15 protein-coding genes are annotated in these 16,499 nt (G+C 52.9%); 10 read left to right on the top strand and 5 right to left on the bottom strand.

Going from position 1 to position 16,499, the window contains the following annotated elements; all coding sequences use genetic code 11:
- Positions 1-4: 4 nt before the first annotated feature.
- From dnaN to ACTQZK_RS04735, 3 genes are all read right to left on the bottom strand, one after another.
- A complete protein-coding gene (gene dnaN / locus ACTQZK_RS04725) occupies positions 5-1,105 on the bottom strand; it encodes a DNA polymerase III subunit beta (protein WP_114566358.1) in 1,101 nt (366 codons plus the stop codon).
- 629 nt (positions 1,106-1,734) lie between these two features.
- Positions 1,735-3,249: a chromosomal replication initiator protein DnaA gene (gene dnaA / locus ACTQZK_RS04730; protein WP_418830976.1), complete on the bottom strand. Its 1,515-nt coding sequence runs from the start codon at positions 3,247-3,249 to the stop codon at positions 1,735-1,737.
- A 112-nt stretch (positions 3,250-3,361) separates the two neighbouring features.
- Complete coding sequence (locus ACTQZK_RS04735; RefSeq protein WP_418830978.1) at positions 3,362-4,459, bottom strand: ATP-binding protein; 1,098 nt, start codon at positions 4,457-4,459, stop codon at positions 3,362-3,364.
- A gap of 877 nt (positions 4,460-5,336) precedes the next feature.
- On the opposite strand from ACTQZK_RS04735, the gene rpmH reads away from it, so the two are divergent.
- From rpmH to ACTQZK_RS04775, 8 genes are all read left to right on the top strand, one after another.
- A complete protein-coding gene (rpmH, locus tag ACTQZK_RS04740; protein WP_013981168.1) occupies positions 5,337-5,471 on the top strand; it encodes a 50S ribosomal protein L34 in 135 nt (44 codons plus the stop codon).
- An 11-nt stretch (positions 5,472-5,482) separates the two neighbouring features.
- The gene (gene rnpA / locus ACTQZK_RS04745) at positions 5,483-5,809 is read left to right on the top strand and encodes a ribonuclease P protein component (protein WP_123191618.1); all 327 of its coding nucleotides are present in this window, start codon (positions 5,483-5,485) and stop codon (positions 5,807-5,809) included.
- A gap of 11 nt (positions 5,810-5,820) precedes the next feature.
- On the top strand, positions 5,821-6,054 hold the full coding sequence (gene yidD / locus ACTQZK_RS04750; RefSeq protein WP_114566361.1) for a membrane protein insertion efficiency factor YidD: 234 nt from the start codon (positions 5,821-5,823) through the stop codon (positions 6,052-6,054).
- Between the two features lie 47 nt (positions 6,055-6,101).
- The gene (locus ACTQZK_RS04755) at positions 6,102-6,887 is read left to right on the top strand and encodes a YidC/Oxa1 family membrane protein insertase (protein ID WP_114566362.1); all 786 of its coding nucleotides are present in this window, start codon (positions 6,102-6,104) and stop codon (positions 6,885-6,887) included.
- Between the two features lie 59 nt (positions 6,888-6,946).
- On the top strand, positions 6,947-7,483 hold the full coding sequence (locus tag ACTQZK_RS04760; protein ID WP_114566363.1) for a Jag family protein: 537 nt from the start codon (positions 6,947-6,949) through the stop codon (positions 7,481-7,483).
- 119 nt (positions 7,484-7,602) lie between these two features.
- Positions 7,603-8,244, top strand: coding sequence for a 16S rRNA (guanine(527)-N(7))-methyltransferase RsmG (gene rsmG / locus ACTQZK_RS04765; protein ID WP_114566364.1), 642 nt, complete (start codon positions 7,603-7,605; stop codon positions 8,242-8,244).
- A gap of 123 nt (positions 8,245-8,367) precedes the next feature.
- Complete coding sequence (locus ACTQZK_RS04770; protein WP_321191394.1) at positions 8,368-9,333, top strand: ParA family protein; 966 nt, start codon at positions 8,368-8,370, stop codon at positions 9,331-9,333.
- Positions 9,326-10,381, top strand: coding sequence for a ParB/RepB/Spo0J family partition protein (locus ACTQZK_RS04775; RefSeq protein WP_441898660.1), 1,056 nt, complete (start codon positions 9,326-9,328; stop codon positions 10,379-10,381). Before ACTQZK_RS04770 ends, ACTQZK_RS04775 begins: the two co-directional genes overlap by 8 nt.
- Before the next feature lie 96 nt (positions 10,382-10,477).
- On the opposite strand, the gene rlmN is transcribed toward ACTQZK_RS04775, so the two are convergent.
- Complete coding sequence (gene rlmN / locus ACTQZK_RS04780; RefSeq protein ID WP_441898764.1) at positions 10,478-11,518, bottom strand: 23S rRNA (adenine(2503)-C(2))-methyltransferase RlmN; 1,041 nt, start codon at positions 11,516-11,518, stop codon at positions 10,478-10,480.
- Between the two features lie 119 nt (positions 11,519-11,637).
- On the opposite strand from rlmN, the gene ACTQZK_RS04785 reads away from it, so the two are divergent.
- Positions 11,638-12,582 carry a D-alanine--D-alanine ligase family protein gene (locus ACTQZK_RS04785; RefSeq protein WP_441898661.1) on the top strand — a complete coding sequence of 315 codons (945 nt, stop codon included), beginning with the start codon at positions 11,638-11,640 and terminating at the stop codon, positions 12,580-12,582.
- A 66-nt stretch (positions 12,583-12,648) separates the two neighbouring features.
- On the opposite strand, the gene ACTQZK_RS04790 is transcribed toward ACTQZK_RS04785, so the two are convergent.
- Complete coding sequence (locus ACTQZK_RS04790) at positions 12,649-13,293, bottom strand: hypothetical protein (protein WP_441898663.1); 645 nt, start codon at positions 13,291-13,293, stop codon at positions 12,649-12,651.
- A gap of 114 nt (positions 13,294-13,407) precedes the next feature.
- On the opposite strand from ACTQZK_RS04790, the gene ACTQZK_RS04795 reads away from it, so the two are divergent.
- Entirely contained in the window at positions 13,408-16,482 is a 3,075-nt protein-coding gene (locus tag ACTQZK_RS04795; RefSeq protein WP_441898768.1) for a helicase C-terminal domain-containing protein, read from the top strand.
- The last annotated feature ends 17 nt before the right edge of the window (positions 16,483-16,499 follow it).

The following is a 16,499-nucleotide window of genomic DNA, read 5'->3' on the forward strand; positions in this document are numbered from 1 at the left end:
CGCTTTACGAAATGCGAACCGGCATGACCAAGTAGAGGTAGTTCTCCCCTTCGTCAGCCTTGAAGATGCCGGGTTTGAGCGCGGACTGGACTTCCAGGTACACCTTATCGGTCGCGACCGACGACAAGCCGTCCAAAACGTACGCGTAATTGAACGCGATCTCGACGTCTTCCCCCTCGCCTTCGCACGGAAGGGTTTCCTGGGCAGTACCCACGTCCTGAGCCACGGCCGATAGCTGGGCGGTTTGAGATGCTATGTTGATATCGAACTTGACCGGAGAACTCGTCTGCCCCAGAAGAGACGTACGCTTCACGCCGGCCACCAGATGACCGACTTCCATGCTCACGCGCGTGACGTACGAATCAGGGAGCAGTTGGCGGTAGTTGGGGAAGTTTCCCTCGATGCGGCGGTTGATGAACACGGTGTCGTGGTAGGTCACGACGATCTGGTTCTCGGCCAACGCAAGCTTGAGCGGATCGTCGGTACGCTGCATGGACGCAATCTCCTGCAAGAACGAACCCGAGATAACCGCTTGGAAATCCTCTGCCGCCGAATCGGGAAGGTCGGCTTCCGTGATAGCCAGACGATACGAATCGGTGGCGACCATCTTGAGCAGCGTCCCTTCCAGCGTGATGAGCACGCCGGTCAGGATCGCGCGGCTCTCATCCTTCGATACCACGCGAGCCACACGCTTGACCATCGAGGCAAATTGCGAGAACGGAATAGAAATTTCCTGCTGCACGTCAACATGCGGGAAACCGGGGAAATCCTCGGCATCAAGCGTTTTGATCGAGAACGACGACGTGTCGCAGGTGATGACTGCTGAATCGTTTTCAGCATGAACATGCACGGCGGCGTCGGGAAGGTTCTTCACGATTTCGGAGAACAGCTTGCCGGGGAACACGGCTTTGCCTTCTTCCTCTACCAAAGCCGGCACGGCATACTGGATGGAAAGCTCAAGATCGGTTGCCTGAAGCGTGAGCGTGTCGCCGCGCGCATCCAGGTAAATGCCCGACAGAATAGGCAGCGTCGAGCGCGTAGCGATACCCTTCAAAACGACGGACAGGGCATTCTGCAGTTCCGTTTGGTTGATGCTGAATTTCAAGCCGCTCCCTTTCTCTTGCTCTCTATGGTTCCGGTTCAGTATCGCACAATCAATCCGTTTTCACGTTTGCCACCATGATAAAAGCTCTGCCGCGCACGGCAAGCGCACGTGAAGAAAAGGACTCGGAACACGGATCTGCTCATGTATCAAAAGTATGCTTGCAGGAAGTACGGCAGCGTTGCGTGAACATTCAAAAAGAATGGACGTTTGGAATTGAAGAGATGCGATCAAAGGGATGTCCTACACGCATGGCCGAAACGTGCATGTTTCACGTGAAACATGCACTGAGCGAGCGTACGGGTATAAGTTCTTCGTGACGCTCGCAAAGAATCATGATCTTGGGGTTTTGGGTTTTAAAGGGTCTTCCCTAAATATATATAAGGTTTTAATAGTTGTAATAATAAGGGCGGTGGAAAAGTGGATAACTATTAAAATACCAGATCAGAAGCTGAAAATAATACCTTTCTAGATGTTTAGATCCAGTACCCTCCATCAACATGAATTATTGCTTATATTATCTTTCCAGAGGGTTTCGGGGGTTTTCTTCAACTTGTCAGTCATATTTCAGTCATCTTTCCTCCGAACGTTCGTGCGCCCGCCGAATGGATTCGGCGGGCGCACGAACAAGGCTATATTTCCCTGATAATTTGCCGGAGCGTTTCAAGCTCTTCGCGAAGCTCCCGGTTCTCCTTCATTTTCGCCTCGATGTTCGAGACCGAATACATGACGGTCGAATGGTCGCGGTTGAACTTCTTTCCGATGTCGCTGTACGGTATATCGACCATTTCGCGGCATAGGTACGTGGCGATCTGTCGTGCGTAGGTAATGTTGCGCGTTCTTTTTTTCCCTACGAGATCGGCGTGGCTCACCTTGTAAAACGTTTCGACTTCCCTTTGGATATCGGCAATGGTCAGGCGTTTCGACGGGCCTCCTGAGAAATGGTTCTCAAGCAGCGCGCGCGCATCGTCGAGCTTCAGGTTCGGTTGGTTGAAAAACGTCATCTGGTAGATAACCTTCGTGACGGCGCTTTTCAATTCTCGGATGTTCGAGCTCGAGCTTTCCGCTATGTACATCTGAATGTCTTCGGGAATATTGAAATCTTGAGACCCCTCCGCATCCCGGTATTCCTGAACGAAGCTTTTCACGATGCCCAGTTTCGTCTCGATCTCGGGAGGCTGGATGTCGAACGTCCCGCCCGAATTGAATCGGCTTTTGTAACGCTCGTCGATGTCGATGTTCTTGGGAGCGCGGTCTGCGGAGAGCACGACTTGCTTTCCCTGGCTGGTCAGCTTGTTGAAGATCTGGAACACGATGTCGAGCGTCTGCTTCTTTCCTTGCAGATACTGAACGTCGTCGATCAGCAGCACGTCGGCTTCTTCGTAGCGCGTTTTGAAGTTCTTGTAGCTGGATTTCTGCTTGTCGTGCGCTGCGCTCGCTTCGGTGTATTCCGATAAGAACTCGGCCGAGTCCACGTAAATGGTGGACAGCTGGGGGATGTTCTCGCTGATGTAATTTTGGATCGCGCGCATGAGGTGCGTTTTCCCTAACCCTGATTTTCCATAGATGAACAAGGGATTTAAGTGCGCTTTACCCGGCATTTCCGCAACGGCGACTGCCATGGAGTACGCCATGCGGTTGGAATCGCCTATGACGAAGTTCTCGAACGTGAGCGTGGACGTCGGACCGTCTTGTCCGGTCTCCGCGTTCTCGCCGTCTTCGCTGGCGCTTTCCTCTATTTTAGGGGCGATGTCTTCCCCGAGCGGTTCTTCCGGGCGCAACGTCGGTGCGGGCTCCACTGCGGCCGCAGGCGTCGGCATCGGTGCAGCGGGTCGTTCCTGGCGCGGCGCGCTGCTCGCCGCAGGCGTCGGCATCTCGTCAGCGGCGGTGATGTCCACTTCTATGATGACGGTGAACGAAACATGGAACAGGTCCTCGAGCGCTTGCTTGATGAACCCGGCGTAATGGCGTTCGATCCACGTTTTGATGAAGTCGTTATCGGCCGTCAGCATGAGAAAACCCTCGCTCATCGCCTGGGGATGCAGGCGGGAGAAGAAGGCGCTGATCTGCGACGGGTCTATGTTATTGTAGCTTTTGACCTGGTCGCATACTTCTTGCCAGGTTTCTTCGAGTTTTTGGCTGTTCATACGCTGCTTCCTTGGTGGGTTCGCCCCCGCCCGGGGAGCGACGATGGCGTGCTCCCAATGGCCGTTCGCTTCGTGTTCGATTGTATATAAAACGATAGGGTCAGGCAAAGGGTTACAGGGAAATGGCTACCTGGTATCCCAGATCCGTCAGAATGCGCTTCTGCCCCGCGGTTTTCTCTATCAGTCCGGCTTGCTCGAGCTTCGTCAGCGTTACGTACGTGCTCGATTGGGGAACGCCGGTGATGCGCACCAGGTCGGTTACGCCGAGCGCCCCTTCGTTCAGGAATATAGGAAGGAAATCTCGCTCGCGTTGGGACAGGGGCGGCACCAGCGGCGTGACGGAATGCTGCGGATAACCCGCTTGAGGCATGGACGGCATCGCCGCCGTGGGGTACCCGTAGGCGGGCGCTTGCATCGGATATCCTGTCGTACCGTACGGTTGTGCTTGCTGAACAGGGTAAACGGTTCCCGGCATAGCGCTCATCGGGGCCATGTGCTGGATGGGCTGCATAGGTTGAATAGGCTGTGCCGGCACCGTGTAGCCCTGTGCTTGGGGTTGGTACGCCTGCTGTTGGTAGAGGTTTTCCTGATAAGGCTGCACGGCTTGCGCGCCCTGAGCCTGGGGCTGCCTTGCGGGCCCTTCCGCCACGGCGTCAAACAGCTCCTGCACTGCCGACTCGCTCGGCTGCAGGCTGATGGTGACCACGGATCCGGTTCCCAGGTTGTCCTCTATGGTTATGGTTCCGTGGGAGAAGTCCAGGTATTCCTTCACGATGGGAAGCCCCGACCCTACGCCGCGGATGTACTGCTTCATAGACTCGACCGCCGAGGAGAACCCCGGAAGCTGCGCCTTGTCTTTCTGGAATATCCCCGGCCCCTGGTCGGCGAAGCGAATCGTGTTTCCACCGTCCAGGATGGACACGGTCACCTCGGCGAATTGGGCGTGGATGAAGTTTTCCGACACCTCCCGGATCACCGTGTACGGGATAGTTCCTCCGCTGAGCTTCGCTTGTTCGTAAATGCTCGATGCGAGGTTTTCAATGTAATCCGCCGTCGGTGCGGGGTTGATCTCGGTGACGCGCGGCGCGCTCTTGAGATCGTCGTACAAAGCTATGCGCGCGATCGAGTCGACATGTGCATAGTCGTACAACGCCGAGTTTTCATCGGGCGTTTTACCTTGGTGATCTGCTTTTTCAGTCTGGTTGTTCAATTCTGTTCCGTTTTTCAGATCCGATATTCAGCATTTTTCAATGACTTTCAACGGCATTGTATACGTTTTCAACTTTAGAATCTATCCACCTGGGATATTCAATGCGTTTCATTGCGGATATTCCCGTTTTCCAGAAAAGAAAATCGACTATCTACGCGGCCTTTTCAGCGTTTTCCACTTTTTATTCAAAAATTGTGGAAAACTTTGAAGAAAAGAAAGAACCGAGAAGAAACCCATAGTGAAAAACTCTTGGGAAATGTTGATAGAACCGTGGTCGGGCGCGATCGAAGGGCGTCTGTTTAACGCACCATCGGCCATAGCTGAACGGTTTTCCTGAAACAGTGGATTTGTATCATCTACGTCAAAGAACGCCCTCTTCAAAAGCTAGAGCTTTATAAAACACCAGTTCAGAAGCCTAATTATTCAGTTGAAAACAACTAATGCCTGATGAGGGGCTTGTAAAAATAAGCAAATTCATATCTTGACAAAACAGCGAAATTGGAGATTTCCACAATGATGCTCGAATGAAATAAGAGTTTTCAACATTTTCCACAATTTGGTTTCTCGCTTTTGGGGATAAGTCTGTTTAGCGGGGCTCTTTTCACGCTTTCGGAAGCGATTCAACGCTGTTTTCAGCATGAGCATGGCGTTTGACATCGACGAGGGAAACGGGCGTTCTTGTTGGCAGTATGTTGAAACGCGTATTCAGGGGTCTTTTCGACCGAGTCGACGAGTGGTGAGCGTGCAGCGGGTAGGCAGTGCGACCCAGCGCGAAGACTTGAAACGGAGTTGGTTTGTTCTTGTGAGTTTCGCTTGACTACGCCGTAACCTGCGCTATACTTTCGAGGTTGCTCTAAAACCATGAAAGGGAATCAATATGAAGCGCACGTATCAACCTAACACTCGTAAGCGGGCTAAGTGCCACGGTTTCCGTGCTCGTATGTCGACGAAGGGCGGCCGCAAGGTGCTGGCTGCTCGCCGCGCAAAGGGCCGCAAGCGTCTCTGCGTGTAAAGAGAGCGAGATTGGAGACGATAAAGTCCCGCGAGGACATCTCCGATCTGTTCTCTTGCGGCAAGCGTTTGCATACGCCGTACCTTACGCTCATAGTGTTACCCACGAAGCAGCACGGCCTCAATGGTCGTGTTGCTTTTGTTGCGGGTAAAAAGCTAGGGAACGCCGTCTGGCGCAATAGCGCAAAGCGGCGTATGCGCGCAGTCTGTCATGAGCTCGGAGGGCCTTGGAAGGGCTTCGATGTGATATTTCTCGCGAAGTCGGGTATTTGCAGGGGTTCTTATAGTAAAGTGCTAGCAGCATGCGACGAGACGTTGGAACGCGCGGGGATCCGATAAGGTCGATCGATATGAAGGCTTTTGTAAAGCGCTTGCCGTGTACCATTGCGGTGATGCTGATCACCTTCTATAGGGCCGCTATATCGCCCCTGTTTCCTTCTTGCTGTCGTTTTACGCCGACATGTTCCGAGTACGGACTCATAGCGTTTCAACGCTACGGGTTTTGGAAAGGCTTGAAGCTCACGTTCAAACGTGTGCTGCGCTGCCGTCCGGGAGGTCCGCACGGCTACGATCCAGTACCGTAGGATTGTAGAAGCGGCCTTCTTTGGTATAGAGGAAGGAACAACATACAATGTGGGACGTAATCAAGGACTGGGTGTTCAACATCATCCATTTCTTCTACGATTTTTGCGGCGACTGGGGACTCGCCATCATCGTCGTTACGGTGATCTTCCGTGTGCTCATCTCTCCCTTGATGCACAAGCAGACGAAGTCTTCTTATCAGATGCAGAAGGTTCAGCCTCTGATGCAGGAAATCCAGCGCAAGTACGCTGATGATCCTCAGCGTCAGCAGGAGGAGATGCAGAAGCTGTACGCCGAGGCGAAGTTCAACCCGCTGGCCGGCTGCCTGCCGATGCTGCTTCAGATGCCTATCTTCATCGCGCTGTTCCAGGTGTTGAGCGAGATGGGTTCCCGTACGCAAGGCACCACGTATGAGTTCTACAACCTGGTTCCCAGCTTGGTTATGCGTCCTTCCGAGGCGTTTTCCATGGGATTTGGAACGTTTGTTCCCTATCTGATCCTTATGGTCGTGTTCGCTGCCGCCACGTTCTTGCCCATGATTCTCATGCAGATGGGCAACAAGGACAACCCGCAGCGCAAGCAGACCATGATCATGGCGGCCGTCATGAGCGTTTTCATGCTGTGGATCAGCTGGGGCTCTCCTGCCGGCGTGCTCTTGTTTTGGGGCGCTTCGTCGCTCATCGGCATTGCTCAGCAGCAGATCTCCATGCGCATCATGAAGAGGCGCGACGCTGAAGCTGCCGAAACTATCGAGGTTAAGCCTATCGAGGTTGACGTTACCCGTAAGGTGAAGAAGCCGCGCCCGACCAAGAAGGACACCGTCAAGAAAAGGTAGCTCGGCGGTGTTTCACGTGAAACACCCCAGCTTTTCTGTTTCGATAAAAGGAGTCTGTTATGGCTGAAGAGTTGGTTGAAAACGTTGAGGAGTGCATCGATCCCTCTGAGATTGATTCCACCGAGTTGACCGATGAGGAGCTTGATCGTATTGCTGATACTGCGATCGGTGCCCTGCAGGATATCCTCAAGTATTTCGACGTTGGAGAAGTCACTATCGATGAGTACGAGGGTGACGAAGGCGAACTGATTCTTGATATTACCGGTGACGATCTGGCCGTGCTTATCGGTCGCCACGGTAAGACGCTTGATGCTCTGCAGTTCTTGGTGTCGGCGATCACGGTGCGGACGATCGGCTTCCGTTATCCGGTTATCGTAGACGTCGAAGGCTATAAGGGGCGTCAGCGAGAGAAGCTTGAGTCAATCGCTCGTTCTTCAGCGAATCGCGCTGCAAGTCAGCACCGCAGCGTCAAGCTTCGTCCGATGACTCCTTACGAACGCCGAATCGTTCACATTACGCTTCGTGACGACAAGCGCGTTGAGACTGCTTCTGAAGGCGAGGGAAGCGCGCGTCACGTAGTGATTCTTCCTCGATAACGGCACGTTCCTTGTTTTGATCGAAAGCCCGCATCTTCGGATGCGGGCTTTTTCATGTTTGAAAGTTTCACGTGAAACATTCCTTTATACTACAGAGGACATCTTATGAAGGAGCATGCATGCACGAAGATCTACTGAAGCGACACCTCGAGCTTGTTATAGAGGCGAATAAAACAACGAATATCACTCGTATTTCAACATGGGACGAAGGTATGCTCCTGCATGTGCAGGATTCTCTCATAGGTCTGCCGGAGTTGAACGATGCTCCCGAGGGTTGGTATGTGGATATAGGATCGGGTGCGGGATATCCGGGAATACCGTTGGCAATAGAAAGCGGGAGAAAGACGCTCCTCGCCGATTCAGTAGGCAAGAAAACCGCTATACTTGACGGTATTATTGCTCAACTTGGCCTTAGCTCAGTAGAAACCTACACGGGGCGAATAGAGGACCTCGCACGAGAGCATCCGGGTGAATTCGCTGTAGTCACCGCTCGTGCATTGTCTCGAGTTTCCGTGCTTATGGAATTCGCGTCGCCTCTTCTGCAAAAAGGCGGCCGCTTAATCTGTTATAAAGCCCGTATGGAAGATGATGAGCTAGACCACGCGCTATCGTTGCAGGAAACGCTAGGTATGACTCTCGTGTCTGATCGAACGCTTGAATTGGAAGATCGGTGTCGTAGGATCATGTGCTTCGAGAAAACGGCGAAGCCAAAGATTAAGCTTCCCCGTAAAACAAGTTTTGCCCAAAAACGTCCTCTCTAAGGGTGTTTCACGTGAAACACTGGCAGAGTAGAGCGGTTGTGGGAATGCTCCGTTTCAAGGGGAGCGCTTTATATAAGATGCAAACAAGGTATACTGTCGTTGCGGTTAAGAAAGGGGGTCCCTGTGGGACTATTCGATAGTCTTAAACGAGACAAAAAGCCAGCCGAGACTGTCAAGCGTGACGAAACCATACTTGTTGAGGATGATTTGTCGATCGATCATATAGAAGTGGTTGAGCGAGAGGTTCCCGCTAAAGTGGAGGAACCTGCTCCGCCGAAGCCTATCAAATCGTTCAAGGATAAGGCTCCGGTGAAGCATGTGGTTGGTCAAACCAAGGTTATGGCCATTATCAACCAAAAAGGCGGCGTCGGTAAATCTACGACGGCGATCAACCTTTCAGCCGCTCTAGGAGAGCTTGGCAAGCAGGTTTTGCTCGTTGATTTGGACCCTCAAGGGAATTCCTCAAGCGGCTTGGGCATCGAGAAGAGCCAGGTGTCCAACTGTATTTACGATGTCCTGCTCAATGATGTGCCTATCGAGAACGTGATCATTCCCGATGTATGCGACGGTCTTGACGTTATTCCAGCTACCATCAACCTTGCTGGCGCTGAAGTCGAGCTTGTCTCCGAGATGGCACGAGAGAACCGTTTGAAAGACTCCGTTGGAAGTCTGCGCGGCAAGTACGACTACGTTTTCATAGATTGTCCGCCTTCCCTTGGGCTTCTTACCGTGAACGCATTAGTAGCTGCGGACAAGCTGCTTATTCCTATCCAGTGTGAGTTCTATGCACTGGAAGGTGTGACAAAACTTCTTGATTCAATGAAACGTGTCAAAACTCGCCTTAATCCTACTTTGGACATCTTCGGCGTGCTTTTGACTATGTACGATGGACGTACCACGCTCTCGCGGCAGGTGGTAAGCGAGGTGCGCGGTTATTTTGGAAAAACTGTCTTTACGACATTGATCCCTCGTACCGTTAAGTTGTCCGAGGCACCAAGCTTCGGGCAGCCTATTACGCAGTACGACCCGTCGGGAAAAGGTGCTCAGTCGTATGTGGAGCTTGCAAAGGAAGTGATTCAGCGTGGCTAAGTCGGCGAAAAGTGGTTTGGGACGAGGTCTGAACTCGCTGCTGGGAGGTGCTTTCGAAGAAGCGGCTCCTATCGAGTCCGCTCCGAAGCGGGTGTTGGTGGAAAATGAGCAAGAGGAAGCCCCCCGTCCTCCTCGTTCGGCACCGAGCGAACCGGCGCGTCCTCTTGACGATGCAAGCGTCAGAATCACCTCTTTTCCTGCTGAAGGCGAATCTATCGTCGAAGAAGGAAGCCAAGTAACCATCAAAAGCGTGGTGCAACGTAATACGGACGAAGTTGCTATCGAGTCCATTAGCCCGAACCCCGATCAGCCTCGTACGAATTTCAAGCGCGAGGAATTGGAGGAGCTTGCTGCTTCCATCGAAAAAGACGGGTTGTTGCAGCCTATCCTGGTAAGGCCGCTCGGCCAGCAAACGTATCAAATCATAGCCGGAGAGCGCCGTTGGCAAGCGTGCAAGCTTGCTGGATTGAAGAAGGTTCCCATTCGCATCAAGGAAGCTGACGACGATCGTTCTTTAGAGCTTGCGCTTGTTGAGAACATCCAGCGCTCCGATTTGAACCCTATAGAGGAAGCGTACGGGTATCGTCGCTTGATGGAGCGCTGCAACTTTACTCAGTCTGAAGTTGCGCAAGCTATGTCGAAGGGTCGCTCGACCGTTGCGAACGCGTTGAGGTTGCTTGAACTTCCTGAAGAAGCGCAGCAGCTTTTGTTCGAGGAGAAGATTACGGCAGGCCATGCTCGTGCGATTCTATCCATTCCAACCAAGGAAGGCCGTCAAAAGCTCACCGATAAGATTATTGCGGATAAGTTGACGGTGCGGGAAGCTGAAGCAATCGCGCGTTTGATGTCGGGTAAGAAGAACGAATCCGTTCAGCCGAAGGCTCCGCTGCCTAAAACTTACAAAACCGTCGCTCGTGCTTTGAAAGATGTTCTGCATACGAATGTAAGGGTTAAGTCGGTCAAAGGGAAGAATAAGATAGAAATCGAATTCAAAGACGAAGAGGATCTTGAAAGATTGTTCGAGGAGCTGCTTTCTAAGCCCTCATAATGATTTAGACGAGTCTGTACTCAAGAAACACCAATATATGACGTCAGAAGGGCTTAGAAGAGTTCTTCTGACGTCATAGTACTTTAAATAGGTTATCTATCCCTGGTTTTTGCGATACGTATTTTTTAACTGTCCGCACGCTCCGTCGATATCGGAGCCGCGAGAATCACGCAAGGTGGCTTCGGTACCGTGCTTCTGAATTTCACGGAGCCAGGTTTCAATGGTTTCCTGATCGCTCGGTTGAAAAACGGAATCGGGAACGGCGTTGATGGGAATCAGGTTGACATGGCAGTGAAGACCGGAGCAGAACTCTTTCAGTTTGGAAAGCTCTGCATTCGAATCGTTCACGCCTTCTATCATGATGTATTCCAACGTCACGCGACGGTTGGTTTTCTCGACGTACGACTGTAGCGCCTGCTTGAGGTTTTTAAGCTTGAAGCGATCGACTTTCGGCATAAGCAAATCGCGGGTGCCTTGTGCGGCGGAGTGAAGCGATACCGCAAGCGTGAACTGCTCGGGCTCCGTGGCGAACTTCTCTATACCGGGAAGTATGCCGCAGGTTGAAATGCTAATGTGGCGCGCGCCAATTCCGACTGCCTTCGGGTCGTTGAGTATGCGCAGCGCGGCAAGCGTATTGTCGTAGTTAAGGAACGGTTCGCCCTGTCCCATGCCCACAGCGTTCGTGACCCGCGTTCCCGTGTCCTTCTGGATCAAGAGTATTTGGTCCACCATTTCACCCGGAAGGAGGTTCCTGGTGAACCCTTCCCTTCCCGTTGCGCAAAAGGCACATGCCATGCCGCACCCAGCTTGTGTCGAGAAGCATACTGTCAAACGATCTCCGCTTCTTGAGGGTATGGCAACCGTTTCGACGAACACGCCGTCTTCGTACGATATAAGGTATTTTCTGGTGCCGTCGCTCGATATTTGACGGTCAACTACCGAAGGAGCATCTATCGAGAACTTTTCGGCAAGAGATGATCTGAACGCTGCAGGGAGATTCGACATTTCGTCAAACGACTGCACGTTGTGTGTATAGAGCCATTCGTAGAGTTGCTTTGCGCGGAATGCCGGCTGTCCCAGGTCTTTCACAATCTGAGTAAGACCGTCGAGTGTATAAGCTTTAATTGAAGTATTCATGCCGGTCATTATACATGTTTCACGTGAAACATTGCTCCTCTCGCACCATGGTTTTCGCTCGGTGTTGCTCGTTTTGCTATACTGCTGACGTTCGTATCCATAGGGTGAAAGAAGGACGCATGTCTGAATGCTTCGATCCGCGCGAGTGTCGCGTGGCGTTGCTTGCCGGGGGAAAAAGCGGGGAGCGAGAGATATCGTTGGCTTCTGGAGAAGGGGCTTCCCAAGCTCTGAAAGAAGCAGGATTTAACGTGACCGTCCTTGATCCTGCTGAGAAAGAGGATTTGAAGCGTCTGATCGACGAACCTTTTGATGTTGCATTCCTATGCTTGCACGGAAAACTTGGCGAAGACGGCACGGTGCAGGGCTTCTTGGAAGTTATTGGGCTTCCTTATATTGGCTCAGGGGTGTGGTCAAGCGCCTTGGCCATGGATAAGGCGAAAGCGAAGTTGTACTATCAGCAGCACGATATTCCTACGCCTCCTTCCGTGACGGTTCGCGCAGGCGACTCCGTTGACGCTCGTCAGGTTATCGCTTTTCTTGGGGATCACTGCGTGGTGAAGCCTGGTACGGAAGGCAGCGCGCTCGGCGTGTTCATCGTCGAGGGAGAGCAAGCTATTCTGGATGCGGTGGAAAAGGCGCTCGAGATAGACGACGAGGTTCTTATCGAACGGTACGTCAAAGGCACCGAGCTGACTGTTGCGGTTATCGGAGGGGATGATCTACAGGCTCTTCCGATTATCGAAATCGTTCCGAAAAGCGACTTTTATGATTTTGAATCGAAGTACGCTCCCGGAGGGTCGCAGCATATCTGCCCTGCTCCGCTTTCTGACGAGACGACGAACATGGTGCAGAAGCTAGCTATCGAAGCACACAAGGCCCTTGGATGCGATGGTGTTTCGCGCTCCGATTTCATTTTGGAAGAAGACGGGTCGTGCTGGATTCTGGAAACCAATACGATTCCCGGTATGACCGGCACCTCGCTTTTGCCGGATGCTGGCAGGGCGGCGGGGATTTCCTTCCCTGACTTGTGCACGAAGTTGGTACAGTACGCGCTTCGCGCCTAAACTTTCAACGGTGGGGTAAAAAATAGGGCGAGGTCACGAACCTCGCCCTATTTTTTCTGCAAGCGTTTACAGCATTCCGCAGGATTTCAATCCGAACAACGCTAAGGCGACGATTGCAAGAAGGAATATCCAGCTTACCGCATAGCACCCCTTGTTTCCCTTGCGCCCTTGCTCGATCAGCTTCTCGCTCATTTTGCGGCGGCTTTTCATAATGACGGTTCCAGGCTTTTTCTCAGGAAGCGGCACGGTGTCTTTCGGTTGCCATGATCCTTCGCTTTCGACAATCTGCTGCACTGTTTGATCGCCGAATGAGACATCGGGGCGAACCCCGTCCGCCAAGCGCGCCGAGATTCCCTGTATGAAGGAACCCATAGGCTGCTCAAGCTCTTTCTCGTAGCAAACGAGCGCGACTTGTCCCCAGTAATGGCCTGGATCGGGCGCGTCGGTGAACGCTATGAAAGACAGAATCGCCTTGAGGTTCCACCCGCGAGCAACGAGGATGCTGAGCGTGCGAGAAGTCTCTTCGTCAAGATATCCGATAAGCCCGCCGAAACGGTTCTTCAGCCAGGCAACGTTCTTCTTGTCCTGAACGATGAACTCTAGTTCGAACACATCGCCAACCAGGTTGTCGGCGCCAAGCAGTGCCGCTGCATCCTTCTTGGATTTTGTCTCGAATCGAGCGTATGTTCCGAAATAGCGTTCCGCCTGCATCTTTTCTCCTCTACCATGGTATAGCTCAGGGTGTGTCGGGCGTGTAATCACCGTGTTTTAGGTTTGTGCGATCCTATGATAGATGATAGGCTGATAGCTATGGATAATCAAAGTATGCTCAAGCAGGATACCCTGCAAAGTTTCATAAGCGATGGAACACCCCAGTCCGTGTGCGACCGTTACGCATTGCTCCCTTCGTGGGCGGAATCCCTTGATTTCGGCGAACTTGACCGTAACGTGGTTGTGCTTGATACGGAAACGACGGGGTTCTCGTACAATCACGATGAACTGACCCAAATTGCCGCTGCTCGCTTCGAGCAGGGCGAGATAGTGGATTGGTTCATCACGTTCGTGAATCCGGGAAAGCCTATTCCGGAAGAAGTGGCTCGTCTGACCGATATCCACGATAGCGATGTTGCTGAAGCCCCTTCCCCTGAAGAGGCGCTTGCTGCACTGGTGTCGTTCGTCGGCGATGCGAGCGTGGTTGCTCATAACGTTGATTTCGATCGCACGTTCACGACGCGTCATCCCAGCGGGTATCCGCTTCTGGAGAACACTTGGATCGACTCTCTTGATCTTGCTCGCATAGCTTTACCGCGCTTGAAGTCTCATCGGCTTTTAGATCTTGTGCGAGCTTTCGGCGCACCGCTTTCCACTCATCGCGCCGATGCGGACGTGGCGGCCACCTGCGCGATGTATCGCATCCTTCTTGCTGGCGTGGCGGCTATGCCTCCTGCGCTTGTGAGGGAAATTGCTCAAATGGCAACCCCTGACCAGTGGTCTACGCAGGTTGTGTTCGATCGTATTGCCGATCTTCAATCGAGCTCAGCGTACAGCAAGGTCTTTTCCAGCCTTTGGAACGATGTTTCACGTGAAACATCGTCGAATGCTGCCGTTGAACCCGGTGATGTTTCACGTGAAACATCACCGCTTGATGCAAAGCATCACTTCTCCCTTCGTGCTTTGAGAAGGGATCGACTGGGTAAAAAAGAGCATGCTCCCAAGGTGGATGCAGACGATATAGCCTCCAACCCCCAACGAGAGCTTGTGTTTCCTTCGCAGGAAGCTATCGACCAAGCGTTTTCCGAACAGGGACTTGTTGGAGCTTTGTACGGCGATTTCGAGCCGCGCAAAGAGCAGCGCATTATGGCCGAAGCCGTGCGCGATGCGTTTGCCAGTTCGGAAAATCTTATTGTCGAAGCGGGTACGGGTGTTGGAAAGTCGATGGCTTATCTGGTGCCGGCTGCGCTTACGGCGCAGGCGAACAACATTGCGGTAGGCGTTGCGACGAAAACCAACGCACTGCTTGATCAGCTGGTGTACCATGAGCTTCCTGCGCTCGCCGAAGCGCTTCATACGGTGAATCCCGAGATGCCGCTGTTGACGTATGCTCCGCTGAAGGGGTTCTCTCATTACCCGTGCCTGCGGCGCATAGATCGCATTGTGTCTGATGGCCCTCAGATGAGGCTTGTGAATGGTAAGGAGCAAACTCAGGCTCCGGCGCTCGCGGCTCTTCTTTCTTATGTGGAGCAAACCTCGTACGACGACATGGACGGGTTGAAAATCGATTATCGAGTACTGCCCCGTCGAGCGGTAACCACGACGAGCCATGATTGCCTTCGCCGTAAATGCCCTTACTTCGGAACGTCTTGTTTTGTGCACGGGTCTCGCCGGCGCGCCGAGGCGGCCGATATCGTTGTGACCAACCACAGTCTTCTCTTTTGCGATTTAGTGGCCGATGGCGGGTTGCTTCCCTCTATTCGATACTGGGTGGTGGACGAGGCTCACGGGGCTGAATCGGAAGCGCGCCGAGCTTTTTCGGTTTCTCTGGCTGCTGAGGATATTACGCGTCTTGCTCATCGCGCCGGCGCTGACGAAGCTTCCCGTAACGTGTTCGTTCGAGCCGAGCGCCGCGTGGTGGTTTCCGGAAGCGAAGAAGGAGGCTCCCTGTTCTATGCGTTGACCAGTAAAGCTCGAGCTGCCGGGAAAACGTATGCCGAAGCTGCGCAGGAATTCGCTTCCCACATGAAAGACCTGCTGTTCTTCGATCAGAACAAACGAGGACGAGGGTACGAAACCGTAGAGCTCTGGATCAATAACTATATTCGCAACAGCGCTACGTTCGGTCAAGTTGCATTGCTGGGGCGGACTATGTCGGACGCTGCGGAAAAGCTGGTGGCGGCATGCCAAAATCTGGTTGCGTATCTGGAAGAGGTTGACGGGGCGGCTGAAATTCAGCGCGAGATCGCATCGATGGCTATCGAGCTGAAAGAACAGATCGATTCCGTTGACATCATATTGACCAAAGCGCCCGAATCCTGCGCATACTCCGCAACAATCAATCGCAAGAAAGACCGCGTTGCCGAAAAGCTTGAAGCGCTGATGGTCAACATGGGCGCGATTATGAACGAGACCTTGTTCGCGAAAACCCACTCAGTGGTGTTTGCTTCGGCTACGCTGTCGGTTGATGGAAAATTCACCGCGTTTGAGAACTCGCTCGGGCTGAACGAAACCGAATTCTCGCAATCCAGGACTTGCAAGCTTGATTCGAGCTACGACTACGACGGCCATATGACAGTGTACGTTGTTGACGATATGCCCGAACCGAGCGACGCAGCCTACCTTTCTTCGTTGCAGCGCCTTCTGGTGGACGTTCATCGTGCGCAGCAGGGGTCTATGCTGACGCTGTTCACGAATCGTCGCGAAATGGAGAAGTGCTTCGACGAAGTTAGTCCGCAGCTTAAAGAAGACGATCTCCGTGTTGTCTGCCAGAAATGGGGCGTGTCGGTAAAGGGACTTCGCGATGATTTCCTTGCCGACGAACATCTATCGCTGTTCGCTCTCAAGAGCTTTTGGGAAGGGTTCGATGCTCCCGGGGCTACGTTGAAGGGCGTGATTATCCCCAAGCTGCCGTTTTCCAAGCCTACTGACCCCTTATCGTGCGAGCGCGCGGCGCGCGACGATCAAGCATGGCGTCGTTACGTGCTTCCCGCTGCTGTCCTTGAAACGAAGCAGGCGGCAGGAAGGCTTATTCGCAAGGCCGAGGACGAAGGCGTGCTTATTCTTGCTGATAAGCGATTGCTTACCAAGAGCTATGGCAAGGCTTTTTTGAATTCTCTACCAAGCCGAACTATCAAAATCATGTCCGCGCGCGAGATAGCGGACGATGTGCGGCGCGGTCGTGCGTGATCTAAGCTGCGACGGGG

Source organism: Paraeggerthella sp. LCP19S3_G8, from assembly GCF_052119225.1.
GTDB lineage: Bacteria > Actinomycetota > Coriobacteriia > Coriobacteriales > Eggerthellaceae > Paraeggerthella > Paraeggerthella hominis.